We start from the raw sequence: 16,103 nt of genomic DNA, 5'->3' as shown, positions 1-16,103 counted from the left end.
GCCGGTCTTTGATCGGAACGGTGGCCGGCTTCAAATCGGAATGGTGGCCGGTCTTTGATCGGAATGGCGGCCGACTTCACGTCGGAATCCGCAATGCGGACCTGACCACGGGAGGCAGTCCGAAGGACATTGGCTTGCCGACCGAGTTTGAAGGCGCCGAACTCGTCGGGCGGGTTCTGGTTAATCTCAACGAACCGGTAGCCACCGTCTGGCAGTTCGACGGTACTTCATTTGCCGAATTCGTCGGTGATGGTGTCTACGCACTGGTTCAGGCGCCGCGAGGCGGTGAATCGGGCATTGAGGTCAACCACGGTGTCGTTCTGGGGCTTCCGATGTTCCTGACCGGCGCGCCCAAGCCGACCATTCGCTTCCAGGCCGTTGCGCAGCAGCTAGGGTCTGGCACTTCGCTCGACGTTGTTCCCGGCGGCAAGGGTCAGGTGCCGTGGCCAGGTTCCGAAACGGTACACATCATCCCGCCTGAGTATCCAATCTGTGCGACCAGTCGGGAACAAGTCGATCCCGGGGAACTAGTGACTTTGGAGGCGACAGGGTTCAGGCGCGAGAACGAGGGCGTGCACGTCATTCTCGGGGACGAACTAGTGGCACAAGGCAGCCTTGATAGCACGGGCAGCGCCAAGATTGATTTCAAGGTGCCGAGCAACACGCGGCACGGCTTGCGACTTGTCACGATCGGCGTGGACGGATCGGCTTTGACTGCCGACTGCGCGCTGCAGGTTGGTCCAATTGAAGGGCGGGCGACTGGAGGCATCAAGTGAGGGTTCGCGCATCATGAGCTGGTCTTGTTGTTCACCCTGACAGGCCGATGAAAAACTGTTTTGTTCACCGAACGTATCGGAATCGGACCGGGCACAAAACAGAGTCAAAAACGGAGTATCCGATACTTTTTCATTATCTTAGGGGGCTCTCGAGTAAATCTACGGCCCCAGAGCTAGTGCATCCAAGCCAAGCGAAAGTGAAAGGGACAACTTTCGGCGCCTGAAGCCGTTTAAAGACCGAGTTCCGCCACCCAGGTAGGTAGGGTGAGTACAGGAGCATGTAGTCGCCAGGTCAGTGGACTGTATATTGCCACTGCCGTCTGCTCGGCCTACGCGAGCTTTGCCCCGTAATCAAGAAGATGCGAGAAGGCTCACAGCAGGGATCTAACGGCGGGGCAACTGCAAGAACCGCAAACTCTCAAGTCCTGCAGTACAAATTAAGATGGGGCCAAAAGGTCGAGGCTCCAATGTTTGGGGGATGAAGTTCAGTGGGGGGAAACATCGACTTCAGCATGCGCACGCACAGCATTCGCATAAACAGCATTTGTTTTCTGATATGGTATTACCATGTGAAAGCAAATAGGTCTGAAACAGAACACAATATGATGTAGATGAGTTGACTTTTCTGTCTAATTGATACGTAAAGAGTGTTTGAACTATTTCAATAGCGAACGATATTTGATTATATCGCCGGCATGCGTAATGTATCATAAGGGCTAGAGCGGAGGGATTATTATGCGAACTTTGCCTTGCTTTATATTGTGTTGCTTAGCAACAGCTGCGGGGTGCACTTCCGCTAGCTTCGAAACTATTGAGCCGATAAGTCAACAAGATATCTATAAGGTTGTTGGTGAAGTAAAGCGCCAAATCAGCGTGTATACAGCATATCAAAACTCAGAAGAAGGATATCCACGAGTCCTTGCTCGATCACGCAGCAAATTCTGCGGTAACGGTTTGATCGGATTCGATATAGTCTCTGTGCGGATGGAACTTGTAGCGGAATCAGACAGCACAGTTGGAGGCGGAGTAGGAATCGGCGCGACTCCGATATCAGCCTCATTGGGCGGGAGCCGTTCGGTTTCGAACTCCCAGGTCTTGTCGATACTGAACGAGATTGTGCCGAGCGCCGAACGACAGCCGTATAATCCCGGCGATCTAGATACCGCGCCGCTCGCACGAGCCATGAGGAACCTCTGGGAAACAGCCTTATCGAGCGGGGACGATCGCAGCGACATATGTCTGAAGCTTAAAAAAGGATCTGATGACAACACGTATCAGATGGGAATCACGGTGGTGAAAGGCCTTAACGGGGAGATCGGTGTCGGGCTTTCAAACGTTGCTCTGTCGGCCAGCGGCAAATTCACCAGTACCACGGGGAACACGGTCACCGTGAAGTTCGAGCCGCATGATTTCGCAGCGTTGCAGCGCAAACGAGAGGCCTGCAGGAAAGGCGATCCTAAATGCGGTTCCCAATACCACATGGCGCCACCGCAACTAGATTGCGCTCCCGCTGATACCAGATGCCAAAATGTTTATCAGCGACAATATCTTCAACAGTGATTCCGGAAGTAACGATCGGCTGTGGAAGATTGGCGAGACTCAAGTCTCTTCACAAGATGTAGATTTGTAGGAAGGTGCAGGATGTTTTCCCGCGTTTAAGGGATAGGTAACCTGCACTCCCCGGCATCTCGCCAGGAAGTGTTTTGCGCTTTTATCTTCGGCAAATTGGTAGCTTGGCCAGCTTATGCGGGCCTTTCGCCACTACTGTTGGGTATGAAGACCATTCCGGCGTTATGACCCCAGAGGAAACCAACTTGGGGTGTTTTACATTTTACACGCTTTGGCTCGGATAGGTATACCCCGACAAGACAGCACGGCGAGACACGAAGAGCGTCTCGTTAGGGTTGACATCCAATATATGAGACAGTAGGAGAAAAGGGTCTAGACCCAAACGAGACACCAACGGAGCCCGCCGCCATGAAGTACGGATACGCCCGCGTAAGCACTACCGACCAAGACCTTTTTATCCAACGCGACGCATTGAAGGCGGCAGGGTGCGACAACATCCGCGAGGAAAAGCAGAGCGGCACGACAATGGAGAAGCGCTCGGAACTGAAGCTTCTCTTCGATTTCCTCCGGGCAGGCGACACACTGGTTATCACGCGCATAGACAGGTTGGCACGCAGCGTCGGGGATTTGCAGGTGATTGTCCGCCAGTTGCGCGAGAAAGGCGTCGCACTGCAAGCGACAGAGCAGCCGATCGACACGGGCACTGCGGCCGGGAAGGCGTTCCTCGACATGCTCGGGGTGTTCGCGGAGTTCGAGACTAACCTCCGTCGCGAGCGGCAAATGGAGGGTATCTCGAAAGCGAAGGCCGCTGGCGTATACAGCGGCCGCAAGCCTTCGATCGACGTGGAGCGCGTGCGGGCATTGAAGGCGGCAGGAAAAGGCCCGAGCGAGATTGCCAAGGAATTGAAGATCGGGCGCGCTAGCGTCTACCGCGTGCTTGGCGAGCCCACATAAAGACCCACCGCGTTCGAACGAGAAAACCCGGCCTTTGAGCCGGATTTTTGTGCCGGGTTCGCCCGTGGAGAGGCTAGGTTTTTGGGGTCCAGAACTCACTACCCCTTGCTACAGGCTCGGGGAGGCCAGCGGCTCGGCATCAATGGTAAGCACTTCCGCAAGCATATGCGGGGTCACGGCGGCTGCCAGCGATTGCAGAGCGGCGAGGTGGGCGCTGCCCTGGTCTACGGTGGCTTTTAGGTCCACCGCTTGGACTGGCTTACCCAGGCTCCGATTGAGCACCTCTTGCGCAGCTTGGAAGCGCAATTTTGGGTTATCGTTCTCTAGCAACTCCACCATGACTTGCATGGCACGAGGCGTTGCCTCTTTAAGGAGGTCTTTCACCAAGTTGGGCGTTTTGGGGCGCCCTGTGGGGTTCGCGATGTTCCCTGGCAGGAAGTGCCCGCGTTCGTTGCGGATGGGATTGTCAGTCATGGGGTGTCCACAGCTGGATGGTGGTATTGGGATGCCGATTATAAACCAAATACCCCGATTGTTCAATCTTGAACATAATGCGGAGCGTGTCGAGGCCGAAGAGCCGGCGCTTGACGGGTGTGGGAGAGAAAACGAACGTGAGGAAGACCAAAAGGAGCGGAGTTCGCTGGCGATTTTGGTCTGCATTGGTGTGAGTACCTTTTCGTTGCGTTAGGTGAAGACGCGAAGTTTGATTTTCACAGCGTCGAGCCGCTCATTGATGCGAGCGAGCCCTTTCTCTGTCAGGTTGTCGGCCTTGCACCCGGCCTGGATATCAATGATTTCGGCTTGGAGCGCGGTGAGCGACGCCATGCGCCGATGGTGTTCTGCGAGGATTTCAGTTTCAGTCATTTCGATAAGTTCCGTTACGTTAGGTTGAGGGAGGGATGGGGTCGCCACTGTCAATCGCGGCTGTACTCTTGCGGAGGCGGGCTTTTTGAGCCTCGACTGCCGCGCGGAATTCGGGTGAGGAGCGCCACTCGCGGAGAGGGGCTTTAAACGCCACAGGCGTGGCCGTAGAGGGGCGTTCTCCATCAGGCGAGTGCGTCCGGGTCAGCTTGGTGCTCTCCAGCGCTAGCGCGCCTTTGATCGACGCGACCATTTCCTTGACGCGGGTCGCGTCAAACGGCTTCGTGGCGAGGAGGTTTTCCAAGTTGGCTGCGTCGTGTGCCACGGCCGGGGAGGGTTGCTTGCGGAGCTTCGACAGAAGCATTTTGGCTGACGTGAGTGTTCCGTGTTCTTCGGGTGACATCGGTTAGTTTCCGTTCATGTGTTGGGTTGCTTCGGCGGGCGTCGCGCCCGACCAAGCGGGTGGTGGGGTGTCGGGAGGTTGCGGTCTTCGCCGCCGTCAATGATTTCGAATTTCGCCAACGGCCCCAGCCGCTCTTCGAGCCACTTACGGGGGTCGGGGACCAACGCCAAGTGGAACCACGCTTTCGCAGGCTTTTGACCGGCGCCACTCCGCTGGTACAAAACGGCGGCTGGGGAGGTTGGAGACATTTCCCTAGAGGGGAAATTATAATAAAGGGAAATGTCTCCAACCTCTCCCCGCCGTTGGTAATCCTTCCGTGCGTTTTCCTCCGTATCCCAAACGCCGGGAAAAGCGGCGAACGCCTGCCTTGCGTTTTCGAGGTACGCCCCCTCCCGTGCCCAAAGCAGTTCGACCCTGCCAGGTTCGAGGTCTTCGGTCTTTACGAGTTCGTCCACGATGACGCCGGGAATTGGCGTCGAGCCGAGTACGACAACCGTCAGGGGGTCACTTACTCCCCTGCGAACGCCGCGCCCGCGCCCAATCGCCTGGATCAATTCCGCCTCGGTGATCTGCCGCCGCACCTTCTCCACGGTCGGGTCCGTGTGTTCCTCGGCCAACCCTTCGACCAACTCACCACCACGCAGCATGTAGAAACGCCCCGTGGTGCCGATGCCCCCGGCCGCTACCGCTTCCGGCTGATCGTAGAACAATGCTCCCGCAAGGCCCTCCACGTCGCGAGCGTCGGGGAGTTGGCGCCCCGCGATAACAAGCACGTCCACGTGCTCCATCATGTTCTGGCCACGCAGAGCGCCGAAGTGCCCCGTTAGTACGTTACGACCCTGCGCCCGCAGGCGGCTCACTGCGTCGCGTACTTCCTCACTGTCCTGAACACCTTTGTACGATATGAAACCAACGCTCTTTTTCTCAGGTCCACTGAGGCGTTCCACGACCTCCATCAGCTTCCGCCGTTTTGTGGCTTTTGCTGCCCGGACGGTTTCTCCGTCTTCGTCGGCCGTGACCAACGCCGTCTTGGAGTTTTTAGCGTCGGTGGCCTGGATGACACGGGTATGCGGGGCCTCCACCGCAATCTCGTCCACACGGGCAAGGGTCGGCAAGCCAAGCCGGAGCAAACGCGCGTCGCCGGTTGCGTCGAGGGCAAGCACGGGTTTCTTTTCCACCGCCAGTTTCTTGCGGAAGCCGACTTTAAGACTGCCGTCGCGGTAAAGTGTGAAACCGTTGAGGGTGTCGCGTCCCGTCGGACGCGAAAGCTGCGTTTCGATAGCCCGCCAAACGCTCGCGTAGCCCCGTGCAGGGCCATAGAGCTTCTCCGTGTCGGCAATGGCTTCCGCGAGTTCCTCCGCGCCGAAACCCTCTTCCACAGCCTTCGCGAGGGTGGATTTAAGCCCGTCGTGCCGCCCGTACTCAATGGTCTTGGCGCGGTTCGCCATGCCGACGGAAATCCCCAGGTCCCTCAGCCGGGAAATGCTCGGAACTCCGTGGGCGAACGCGATAGCGAGCCGCTCGCGGGCGTCGCGAAGGTCAAACTGGGCGCTGAAACGGGCACTGGAGTTGAGGGTCCATCCCCGCTCCCATTCGGGGAGGTTGGGGAGGCAGCGGTAAGCCGTCATCTCGGCGAGTTTTACGGTGGTTTCGCCTGTCATGCGCTGGTGGAAGCTTTCGTCGATCACGGCAATATCGCCGTCGTCCTCTCCGCCGTGCACAAGATAGTTGTTTGGCAGGATCACGACGCCGGGGGCCTTGTCAGCCTTGTAGGAGAGCCATTCGCAGCCTTCCCGATGGGGGCAAACAGGGCAGAGCATGTCCGCCACGCTGCCACCCTTGGACTGGATGAGAGCCGCTTTTTCGTGCATCTCTTTGTGACAGGGAGCAGGGCCGAGCTTGGTGTCTGTGCGCCCCCGCCGGAAACGGACGTTGAGGCTTTCCGGAAGGATTTTCTTGGCGCGGGCGTGCATCTCCCCTGTCAAAGAGTTGTCAGGTGTAAACACCAAAACCCTTTTGTCAGCGAGCATGTCAGCGAACTCCGCCACCACACGGAGCATGGTTTCGGTTTTTCCAACGCCGGGGCTCACGACCTCCGCCATTTGGAACGGCAGCGGGCCGAATTCGAGCTTGGAGCGCGCGGTGAATTGGATTTTTGCTTCAACGATAGCCATTGCCGTTACTCCACCGCGTCCAGCGTCTCATAGACGCGCTGCTTTGAGGGGACTTGGAGGGCTTCGTAGAAGAAACGGCGGATGGAATTTTTGAGGCTCACTGTCGCCTTTTCCGCGTCTTCCAGAGCCATGAAATTTTCGGCGTCGGGGGCTACCTCGGCACGGCGGATAGCGGCGCGATTGATGGCCCCATCAATCTCGCTGTCAAGGCGCCTGTCGGACAAATAGCCCTCCACGTCCCCCGCCGAGCGTCCCTTGCGGCGCGTGGCGTTGCGTGCGGCCGTGCGGATGTCAGCTTTAAGGGCTTCACGTGTCGCCGCGTACTGGGTCGGTGGCGTGGTCCTTGCCCACTTCATTTGCGAGGCGATGATTACTTCGTGAAAACCCTTCCCGCCTTCGCCGTCGCCGATCTGGGCGAGGATTTCCCCGACAGTAGCGCCGATCACCGTTCCTGACAGCGTAACGCCTTTCTCCCGCGCGATCGCGACAGCTTTCTTGATGTCAATTTCGGGTACTTCGATCGCCCCCCGCGCGCCTGCCGTAATCCCCCACCGGATCGGGCAAGGGTCATGGGCCCCCACAAACGACGGGTCCGCCAGGAAGTGCTCTTGCACGTCCAGAAACACGCGCCAGTCCACGGGGAGCCCCGCGTTAAGGCGCCAGGCTTTCAACTCCTCTTCGCCAAGCGGCCGCGAAAGCCAAGCCCACAGGTGCAGTTTGATTGCGTTGGGGGATTTGAGCCCTGCCGACGATGACAATTGCCAGACGACGCGGACGCCCTGGAACTCGGAGGGGAACCTCTCTTTGATCACCCAGTCAACCAGCTCCTCCGGCCGGGCACGGATGTCGTAGCCTTCGGGGGCTTCGCCTTCGTCAATGTCGAAGAGCACCCAGTGCCGCGGGGCCGGGACGAAAGAACCGTCCGATTTCTTCCGGCGCGTGTAGCCGGTCTTTGCGATGCTTTCCGCCCCCACGGCACCAAGACGGGCGCGGATAACAAGTTTCGAGCGATCCTGTGCTACCTCACGGAGAACAGCGTAGAGGCTGTCAACGCCGTCAATCTCGCGGGTTTCATGGGAAAACCACGTGGCGCCATCGTCGCGCGCCTCGGTGACCCACGACCCGTCGGGGCGCTTGGTGTGCTTCTTTGTAAGGCGCTTCCCGAAGCGCTCTGTAAGGACGGTGATTTGGTCGCGCGGACGCGCGTCGTCGCTGCTGTCAAAGGTCATGGTTTGGTCGCTGGTCTCTGTGGGTGGAATAGGAGAGCGCGGGAGGGGCCGCGCCCTTGGATGCTTGCTTTAGCGGCAGACCGCGTAGCGCACGTAATTGGGGTCATAGCGCTCGTGGACACGCTGGCGTGCTTCGGCCCAAGCGTCTTGTGCGCGCTCGTAATCCCACCGCGCCCAGTCGGCGTCAGGGCGGCGGAGCCACCCGCGCGGGTCGAGGCGTTCGTCCGCACGGAAGGGCTCGCCCCAATCCACGTCGCGGGTGAGCGCACGTTCGAACAATCCGTTCCGCGCAAGCGGGGTGTGCAGGGCAGCGTCCGTGCCGTCCGCCCCGAGCATGTGCAATTTGTCCGCAAGCCGCTTGAGCGGCTGGATCACGTCCGCGAGGCGTTCGAGGTCGTATGCAGCCATGCCCGGAAACAGCATTTACTGCCGTGTCGATTGCTGCCGCGGTAGCGCCGGGGGTGAAAAGAGGTTCGCCGATGCGGTGCGTGTTCGGCTCACAGGTATAGGTGAGGGTGCCGTTGGTTTCATCGTAGCCAAAGCGCCCCAACCGGGAGCCGTAAGTTTCGGCATAGATCGTCACAATGAGTTCCTCGACAGTGAACCGGAAGCGGCGCTCACTCTCGTGGAAGAGCACCACTGCCGTGTCTGTGACGGCTTTTGAGAGAGCGGCTTCGTGTTCGGTGCCGGTTGACTGCGTATGCATTTCCAAGAGCTGGTCGAGCGTCACCGAAAAGGTCGCTCCGTTCCCGAAGTTGAAATTTACGTTAAGAGCCATAGTAATTGGTATTTCCTTGGTTGTTGGTCGTGGGTTGCTGGCGAGTTGAAGTAGCTCTTCTACGGGTGCTTGGCGTCCCTCTACGGGGACTTAGTGGATAGAGTACCAATGCCGGAAAGGGTCAAACACCGTTCGCTACACTGAATTGTGCCCATTCGAGCGCCGCTTCGATCACGTCCGGGTCGGCTGGGTCGTAGTGGGCCGGCTGGGGGAGTTCGACGCCCATGATGCGGGCAGTTTCAACCATTTCGGGGGGCCAACCCGCTGCCGAATTGCGGACGAAGGTGGAAACGATCGCTTGTTGTACGAGCAGGTCGAGCATTAGCTGTCCGCCTCTACCAAGGTTTTGATCGTGGCGTCTGTCAGCGGTTGGTGGCTCGACACGCGGTTGGTGTAGGCAGGGAGCGCGGCGGCCCATTCGTAGGCATCCTCTTCCCTCACCATTGTCTTTTTGCCGAGCTTCACAGCTTTCAGCCTGCCGGAAGCTAGCTCCGCATAAAAAGCCGTCCGGCCGATACCAAATGCAGCGCTGAATTCGCGCACGGAGTACAATTTCCGTTGTTCCATTTTCGTTCTCAGGTGTCCGTTTGTGGTCGTGAGAGGAATATAAGCCTCTCTAGACAAAAATCAATATGTAGTGTCAAAAAACTTTACGGTAAACCCTCTAATACTATATCTAGTGTATGAGACGTTTCTGCTCTGGCGTGATTTGACTTGGTATGGGTTGGTACAAAATTCCCATCGTCTTTTTTTTGAACGTAAAAATTGGTGGATGTCCCCGACGCGTCCGGCCGTGACAGCGGCTTGTCAGCCGCTTGACAGAGTTTGACAGAGTTTGACAGCGAGCTTGCCGCACACCCCTTCCGTTAACCCGTGCCAACGCAATCGCGTTTGTAACGCATACGCGCTACATAAAGGGGCGCAACCGGCCGCAAACACCGGGCAAACATTGAGGATATGCATGACCCCCACTGAATTCCGCACCATCCGCGACCGCCTGGGCCTGACACAAGCCGAGCTCGCCCGCGTTCTCGGCTACCACCACCCGAGCCACATCTCCTCTTTCGAGCGCGAGACGGGCGGCGCGCGTGCAGTCCCCACGCTTCTGGCGCTTGATGCGAGCTTATGACGCCGGGTACCGTCCCGACGATTGGCCGAAGGCCCTACCACTCTAGGGCTCGCGCCCTGGACTGGTTGCCGTATTACCCTCACTTCTCGAAAGGCCAACCTAAATGCTCCGCGCTACTATCGCCGCACTCCCTGTTTCACTCGCGCTGTCGTCCGCCACAGCCGCACTAGCCGACGCGTCCGGGGTGTACGCCCTCTATCGCCCCGGAATCGGCAACCCCGACCCCGCCACGGTTGGTGGAGACATCACCAAGAAAGTTTTCGTGGCGGCGTTCGATGAGCCCGACGCGGCTGAATACAACCGGGAGAACTGCCAACGCTCGGCCGCATTGTTCACCGAGTACAGCAAAGCTTTCCCGGCCAAACTGGTTTATTTCTGCCTCCCCGGTCGCGAGCCGGGACTTACCGATTTCTGACAAAACCTATCGCCTGCGGGCTCACGTTTTCGTAGGCCGCCTCGCATTTGCCGCGCGTGTGGGTACGCTCTGGTCATTGCGACGAGTGCCGCTGACGAAAGGGGCACATATATCCCATGCTGTTCGATGTTCGCACGGTCGAGGCGCTGCACCGGCCTCTAATTCAAAATGGTAATCTCGGGGACGCCTACCGCGCCGGCACATTCGGGTGCGTCCGGCTGATTGAGGATGTGGTGCGCGGCGGGAGTTGGAACGACGAGCGCGCCACTTACGTGGTTGTCGATCTTGGGGTGCGGATAATCAACGATTGCGGAGCGGCAGCCCATCTGGCGCTTGCAGGCTTCTGGTCCGCGGCTAGCCATCAGTTGCGCGATTTAGTGGAGTGCCATCAACTGATCGAATATTTCCGGCATATGCCGTCAGACGCTCAATGTTGGCTCGATAGTGAGGGGATGGACCGCCACAATAAGTTTGGCTTTGGTGCTATCCGCCGAAAACTTGAGGAAGAGCGTGGCCCGCCGCCGTTCGACCTCAATCAGTATTTCGCTTTCTTCTCGAACGCCGGGAGCCACCCGAGCCCACAGGGGCTTGCGTGGCAGATATTGGAGCTTGGTCAGGGCAAGTTGATTGGGCCTGTGCCGCACGCAGACCGTTTCAAACTGTTCACCGCCGAACTATGGGCCAACGCCACCCGAGCAACCATTGAGTTCGTCGAGACAATCGACGCACTGAACCCCGATCGACAACCGATCCGCGAGCAATTCCCTTTTAGCCATGCCATAGTGAACGGAGGTCGGTACCTGTTGGCGGGCGTTACGGCCGAACAGGTTCGCGAGGTCTGGAAATAGCTGGGTGCGCACCCTGTCAAATCCTGACAGCCTGACAGCTTAATACCCTACCAAGGCAAGGCGCCGCGCCCTTGCGGCTGGTAGAGGATTACCTACGCCCGCCACAACGCCCCTTGTCACCATGTCGTCCGGCTCTCGCTGTCATCCTGGCGAGCCTGTCAGCAATTCGTCAGCGCCGTGGGCGGTAATGCGCAGGACCGAGCGCAAGCCGCAGGGCTTCGCGGGGTTGGGGTATTTGGGGCGTTGGCGCCCAGGACGGCTTGCTGGCGCGCCCGAAGACGCTCCACGATCTTCCCGTGGCTTTTTGGGGCCACCTTGCAAAGCGCCGGGATAGGGTGATACCGCCGCATGGCTCGCAACTCCCAGGTACCTTGAAATGACCGAATACACCTACAACCCGCAAATGTTTGACATCCAGAAAGAGCAATCATCCTACGGAGACGGCCAGGAGGTCTGGGCTCTTTACCGCAACGTTGATGGCCGCTGGATGCTGCAAAATCGCTACCTCAAATACGAAGGGGCGCTAATCAACGCCCACTACGGAAGCCTACCCCGCCCAGAGCCGACACCGCCCAGCAAATGGGAGCGGACTAAAGATAGGTTCAGCAAGCTGATGGTGGCGGTGGTGGTTGCCACCTTCGTGGGCGTGTATGTTTACGCTTCCATGGATGGGAGCGGTCGCACCTACGACGATGATTACGGCTGCTCCATCTATTGGCGCTGTTAGCACGGGGCGTGGTGGCGAGCTTCGGCCATTTCATGGCCGCACGAAAAAGCCCCCGATCATGCCGCCCACAAGGCTTTGTCAGGTACCCAGAAGACCGCGAAATTTTCCTGCGGTCTTTCTCCCTGACAACGGCGGAAGGGTCACCCCTGCCAAACCTTTTCAAGCGCTTCTCTCTTCCGTTGCAGGGCAAATCCCGAGCCATAGTTAAACGCCACGGCCTGTTCGGAATGCCCCATAATTTCCCGCGCTAGACTTTCAGCACACTGGGTGTCGCGGAGGCGGTCTTTCATTCGATGCCGCAGACTATGGATGGTTTTCTTGCCATCCTTTACGACCGTCCGCAGTCTTTTCATCAACGCGGCTGACGCCGCTTCCGCACGGCGAGGGCCAGCATACGACCGGAACAGCACGTCCTCACCTGCCTTCCCGGCGCACTCGCGTTTGAGGCTTTCGAGCGCTGCGGAAGACAGCGGGACGGTGCGTTCCGAGTTCTTGGTTTTCAGCCTGTGATCGCCGTAGGCGCGGATTGAGATCGCCTTGGCTTCCGTGTCAACGTCGATCACCCGGAGATTGGAAACCTCCCCAAGGCGAGCTCCGGTGTCGCGGAGGGTGGTCCATATCGCGCCCAGCGCGTCCGCCGTCTCCATGATAGATGCGAGAGCCTTCATGTCGTCATCGGCAAGAGGAACACGTGCGCCCCGGCTGTTGGTCGCGCCCCGAACTTCCATTGAGGCGAAGGGGTTCTTCATGTCGATATCATGCTCGCGGATGAGCCGGTTAATCGCTGGACTGATGATTTCCAGCGTGCGCTTGACAGACGGAGCCGACATCTCCCCTGCGAGGTAGTCGCGGAACTTGCGTGCTTCCGCACGGGTCAACTGTTCTAGCGGCCGCTGGGTCACCTCGTATTTGCCCAACACCGTTTGCATCCTCTCCCGCACTAGGTTTACCCTGTTCTTCAAGGCTAGGTCGTAGGCATGGACACCGGTACTGCGCATGTCCAAGTAATGGTCGAGGGCGGTGGCGACTGTATGCGTCTCTTTGGGGAGCTCTTTGCGGCCGATCGCCTTGAGTGCGTCGAGCGACACCTTCGCTCCTGGCTTCCGGCTCCAACTCCACCCCTCCGCCAACGCGGGAGCTTCGACTTGCTCGTAGTTCTGCTCCACCAAATCCTCGTGGAATTTTTCCATAGCATCGTCGAGCATGGTACCGGCTTCGACGCGACCGGCCGCGACCAGGGCAATGTCATTCGCGGTAAAACCCGCCTGTCGCATGCGGCGTATTACGAGGCTGCGCTCCCCGATCGGTTCCCGCGCACGGGCCTCTCTTAGCGCCGTCTCAGCCTCTTTGTGGACTTGGGCGTAACGCCGGACCGCCTCCGTGTAATCCCTGCCCAATGCTTTCTTGATTTCACGGCAGCCCAACGCCTCCCGGATGGGGGTGGGGACGACGCGGCGGTACCTGTAGTGACCGGAATGCGCGAGGATCATGTAGCGGGGAAGGGACATGCGGGCGTGCTCCGTGGGTCTGACACACACACTGCGTGTACCAAACTTTGTACTATCCAGCAACTGGACGCCTTGCAAACCCTAGCATTTCAGGGGTTTTGTGGTGCGGATGATAGGAGTCGAACCTACACGCCTCTCGGCACTGGAACCTAAATCCAGGGCGTCTACCAATTCCGCCACATCCGCTCGCGCCCCGGCAATCACATACGGCCATTGTTCTGTCAATGTTCGACGCCAACGATGCAAGCCGCCTAATATGCGAAGATAGTTGAAAATACGGGCGGCGTGTGACAGAAGGCATGTCGAAATATGACGGGTTGAGACGCCCCGCTCTCGGGTGTCGCGGCAAGAACGGATAATTGCCGGCATTTCGAGAGATAAGGGAAGGACCGGGATTCTGTGCGGCCGAGGCCGCAGGCGTCAAAGTCTCTCCACCCGCATGAAGCCATCTCCGGCACGAATTTCCGGCAGGCTGAACGGTAAAGGACCGTTTGAGCTAAGGCATTCGTGAAAACAAAGGTTTGATTATGCAGGTTACCGAAACACTCAATTCCGGCCTGAAGCGCGAAATCAAGGTCACCGTGCCTGCGGGCGACCTCGAAGCCAAGCTGATGGCGCGGCTCTCAGATGCCAAGAACAAGGTGCGCATCAACGGCTTCCGCCCCGGCAAAGTGCCGGTGCAGCACCTGCGCAAGGTCTACGGCAAGTCCTTCATGGCCGAAGTGGTCAACGAGATTCTTTCCAACTCGACCCGCGAAATCCTGTCGGACCGTGGCGAGAAGGCTGCGATGCAGCCGGAAGTCGTGATGACCGAGGACGAGAAGGAAGCCGAAAAAATCCTCGCCGGTGGCGCCGATTTCGAATTCAAGCTCAACTATGAAGTCATCCCGGCAATCGAGATCAAGGACTTTTCGGGCATCAAGGTGACCCGCCAGGTCTATGACGTGCCGGAAGCCGACATCGAAGAGCAGGTCCGCAAGGTGACCGCCGACGCCCGCGAATACGAAGTTAAGAAGGGCAAGGCTGAACTCTGGGACAAGGTCACGATCGATTATCTCGGCAAGGTCGACGGCGTGGCGTTCGACGGCGGCACGGCGGAAGATTCCGGCCTGGTGCTCGGCTCCGGCCAGTTCATCCCCGGCTTCGAAGAGCAACTCATCGGTACCAAGGCCGGCGACGAGAAGACCGTTTCGCTGACCTTCCCGGAGACCTACCAGGCGACCCATCTCGCCGGCAAGGACGCCACCTTCGACGTCAAGGTGAAGGAAGTTTCCAAGCCGGACAGCACCGAGATCAACGACGAGGTCGCCAAGAAGCTCGGCCTTGAGTCGGCCGACCGACTGCGCGAGATCATCCGTGGTCAGATCGAGAGCCAGTTCGGCCAGATGACCCGCCAGAAGGTGAAGCGCGAGTTGTTGGACGCACTCGACGGCAGCTACAGCTTCGAGGCCCCCTCGAACCTCGTCGAAGCCGAGTTCAACAACATCTGGAGCCAGGTGAACCGCGACCTCGAGGCCGCTGGCCGTACCTTCGCCGACGAAGAGACGACGGAGGAAGAGGCGCGTGCCGAATATCAGCGTCTTGCCGAACGCCGCGTGCGCCTCGGACTGGTTCTCGCCGAGATCGGCGAGAAGGCCGGCGTCCAGGTGAGCGACGAGGAAATGCAGCGCGCGCTGTTCGAGACGGTTCGTCGTTTCCCGGGCAACCAGCAGCAGGAAATCTACGAATTCTACCGCAACAACCCGGCCGCGCTGACCAATATTCGCGCGCCGCTGTTCGAGGAGAAGGTCGTTGACCATCTGCTGAGCCAGATCTCGGTAACCGACAAGAAGGTTTCGCGCGAAGAGCTTCTGGCCGACGACGAGGTAGCCTCGAGCTCTGCCAAGCCGGAGAAGAAGAAGGCTGCGCCGAAGAAGAAGGCGGAAGCCAAGGAAGCCGCTTCGACCGAGGAGGCCGCTGCCGAGCCGGAAAAGAAGAAGGCCGCGCCGAAGAAGAAGGCCGCCGCAAAGGGCGAATGATCTTCGCTTGCCGACCGAACCAAAAGGGCTGCCGCAAGGCGGCCCTTTTTCTTTTGATGGGCGCGAGTGCTGTGGCCCCGCTGCAATCCAGCAGCCCAAATCGCTGTTGATGGTGGCTGGGGCGCTGGAATGCCCGCGTGCTTTTTGCTTTCATGCATTCGAAAGAGCGTGCGCGAGGAGGAGATGGTTCGGAGGGGTTGGGTCAAATCCATCATTTGTCTGCTGACGATCTCCGGCCTTGCAATGGGGTCTTCGATCGCGCTTGCGGATATCGGTCGTTGGCAGACAAGCAGGGGCGCTGGGGGAGGCGGGGAAGCGTCGCTGCTCAGCAACAACACTCTAAGCACCGGCAACCGCTCGATCGAATATCACCCTAGGCTCACAATCGGCTGTCTGCCTTCCGGTTGGAAGCAGTCGGTGCGGCTGCGCGATTCGTTGTCCGGTACCGGCAACGTTCAGCTGACAGTCAGGGTAGATGGCAGCCAGACTTCCGAGATCTGGCGCCTAGGCAGCAGGAATAGCAGCCTGAATCTTGAGGGCGGGAATGGAGTGGCGCGCCTGCTCGGCGCCAAGCGGTTGCGACTTTCCTGGAACAATGGCTTCTTTTCCGGAACCGGCGAGGCTGTTTTCAGCCTCGCCGGCATCGGCGAAATCGTAGCGCAACTCGCCGCCATATGCGGTATCGACCCGCCATAAATTGCTTGCCTCCCGTAG

The 16,103-nt window shown here is 58.9% G+C and carries 17 protein-coding genes, 1 tRNA gene and 1 pseudogene; 9 read left to right on the top strand and 10 right to left on the bottom strand.

Going from position 1 to position 16,103, the window contains the following annotated elements:
* The 3 genes and pseudogenes from F3H98_RS25065 to F3H98_RS25055 all read left to right on the top strand — a co-directional run.
* A pseudogene (locus F3H98_RS25065) lies at positions 1 to 776 on the top strand (hypothetical protein); the annotation flags it as partial.
* 1,095 nt (positions 777 to 1,871) lie between these two features.
* Positions 1,872 to 2,336, top strand: a complete 465-nt coding sequence (locus F3H98_RS25060; protein WP_149763064.1) for a hypothetical protein — start codon at positions 1,872 to 1,874, stop codon at positions 2,334 to 2,336.
* A gap of 417 nt (positions 2,337 to 2,753) precedes the next feature.
* Positions 2,754 to 3,299, top strand: coding sequence for a recombinase family protein (locus F3H98_RS25055; RefSeq protein WP_149763063.1), 546 nt, complete (start codon positions 2,754 to 2,756; stop codon positions 3,297 to 3,299).
* Positions 3,300 to 3,407: 108 nt separating this feature from the next.
* Here the strand turns inward: F3H98_RS25055 and F3H98_RS25050 are convergent, their stop codons facing one another.
* The 8 genes from F3H98_RS25050 to F3H98_RS25015 form a co-directional block, all read right to left on the bottom strand.
* Positions 3,408 to 3,773: a hypothetical protein gene (locus F3H98_RS25050; protein WP_149763062.1), complete on the bottom strand. Its 366-nt coding sequence runs from the start codon at positions 3,771 to 3,773 to the stop codon at positions 3,408 to 3,410.
* A gap of 210 nt (positions 3,774 to 3,983) precedes the next feature.
* On the bottom strand, positions 3,984 to 4,163 hold the full coding sequence (locus F3H98_RS25045; RefSeq protein WP_149763061.1) for a hypothetical protein: 180 nt from the start codon (positions 4,161 to 4,163) through the stop codon (positions 3,984 to 3,986).
* Between the two features lie 19 nt (positions 4,164 to 4,182).
* Positions 4,183 to 4,563 carry a hypothetical protein gene (locus tag F3H98_RS25040; RefSeq protein ID WP_149763060.1) on the bottom strand — a complete coding sequence of 127 codons (381 nt, stop codon included), beginning with the start codon at positions 4,561 to 4,563 and terminating at the stop codon, positions 4,183 to 4,185.
* Positions 4,564 to 4,577: 14 nt separating this feature from the next.
* Positions 4,578 to 6,737, bottom strand: coding sequence for a DEAD/DEAH box helicase family protein (locus F3H98_RS25035; RefSeq protein ID WP_149763059.1), 2,160 nt, complete (start codon positions 6,735 to 6,737; stop codon positions 4,578 to 4,580).
* Positions 6,738 to 6,742: 5 nt separating this feature from the next.
* Positions 6,743 to 7,966: a hypothetical protein gene (locus tag F3H98_RS25030; protein WP_149763058.1), complete on the bottom strand. Its 1,224-nt coding sequence runs from the start codon at positions 7,964 to 7,966 to the stop codon at positions 6,743 to 6,745.
* 69 nt (positions 7,967 to 8,035) lie between these two features.
* Positions 8,036 to 8,389, bottom strand: a complete 354-nt coding sequence (locus F3H98_RS25025) for a hypothetical protein (protein ID WP_149763057.1) — start codon at positions 8,387 to 8,389, stop codon at positions 8,036 to 8,038.
* Positions 8,390 to 8,865: 476 nt separating this feature from the next.
* The gene (locus F3H98_RS25020) at positions 8,866 to 9,066 is read right to left on the bottom strand and encodes a hypothetical protein (RefSeq protein ID WP_149763056.1); all 201 of its coding nucleotides are present in this window, start codon (positions 9,064 to 9,066) and stop codon (positions 8,866 to 8,868) included.
* Positions 9,066 to 9,311, bottom strand: coding sequence for a helix-turn-helix domain-containing protein (locus F3H98_RS25015; protein WP_149763055.1), 246 nt, complete (start codon positions 9,309 to 9,311; stop codon positions 9,066 to 9,068). The genes F3H98_RS25020 and F3H98_RS25015 overlap by 1 nt, the downstream gene beginning before the upstream one ends.
* 394 nt (positions 9,312 to 9,705) lie before the next feature.
* Between F3H98_RS25015 and F3H98_RS25010 the strand changes: the two genes are divergently transcribed.
* From F3H98_RS25010 to F3H98_RS24995, 4 genes are all read left to right on the top strand, one after another.
* Entirely contained in the window at positions 9,706 to 9,873 is a 168-nt protein-coding gene (locus tag F3H98_RS25010) for a helix-turn-helix domain-containing protein (protein ID WP_210249707.1), read from the top strand.
* A 103-nt stretch (positions 9,874 to 9,976) separates the two neighbouring features.
* Complete coding sequence (locus tag F3H98_RS25005) at positions 9,977 to 10,288, top strand: hypothetical protein (protein WP_149763054.1); 312 nt, start codon at positions 9,977 to 9,979, stop codon at positions 10,286 to 10,288.
* A 116-nt stretch (positions 10,289 to 10,404) separates the two neighbouring features.
* Entirely contained in the window at positions 10,405 to 11,136 is a 732-nt protein-coding gene (locus F3H98_RS25000; RefSeq protein WP_149763053.1) for a hypothetical protein, read from the top strand.
* A 376-nt stretch (positions 11,137 to 11,512) separates the two neighbouring features.
* Positions 11,513 to 11,863 (top strand): hypothetical protein, encoded by a 351-nt coding sequence (locus tag F3H98_RS24995; protein WP_149763052.1) that lies wholly within the window; start codon positions 11,513 to 11,515, stop codon positions 11,861 to 11,863.
* 140 nt (positions 11,864 to 12,003) lie between these two features.
* Here the strand turns inward: F3H98_RS24995 and F3H98_RS24990 are convergent, their stop codons facing one another.
* A complete protein-coding gene (locus F3H98_RS24990; RefSeq protein ID WP_149763051.1) occupies positions 12,004 to 13,371 on the bottom strand; it encodes a site-specific integrase in 1,368 nt (455 codons plus the stop codon).
* Positions 13,372 to 13,472: 101 nt separating this feature from the next.
* Positions 13,473 to 13,557 (bottom strand) — tRNA-Leu (locus F3H98_RS24985).
* A gap of 341 nt (positions 13,558 to 13,898) precedes the next feature.
* On the opposite strand from F3H98_RS24985, the gene tig reads away from it, so the two are divergent.
* Both tig and F3H98_RS24975 read left to right on the top strand, forming a co-directional pair.
* Complete coding sequence (gene tig, locus F3H98_RS24980; protein WP_149763050.1) at positions 13,899 to 15,389, top strand: trigger factor; 1,491 nt, start codon at positions 13,899 to 13,901, stop codon at positions 15,387 to 15,389.
* A gap of 168 nt (positions 15,390 to 15,557) precedes the next feature.
* Positions 15,558 to 16,085: a hypothetical protein gene (locus F3H98_RS24975; protein WP_149763049.1), complete on the top strand. Its 528-nt coding sequence runs from the start codon at positions 15,558 to 15,560 to the stop codon at positions 16,083 to 16,085.
* Positions 16,086 to 16,103 lie beyond the last annotated feature (18 nt).

The organism is Neomesorhizobium albiziae (assembly GCF_900114255.1).
In the GTDB taxonomy this organism is placed as follows: Bacteria; Pseudomonadota; Alphaproteobacteria; order Rhizobiales; family Rhizobiaceae; genus Neomesorhizobium; species Neomesorhizobium albiziae.
Note: the sequence above shows the minus strand (reverse complement) of the source record. Positions and strands in the feature narration are given on the sequence as shown.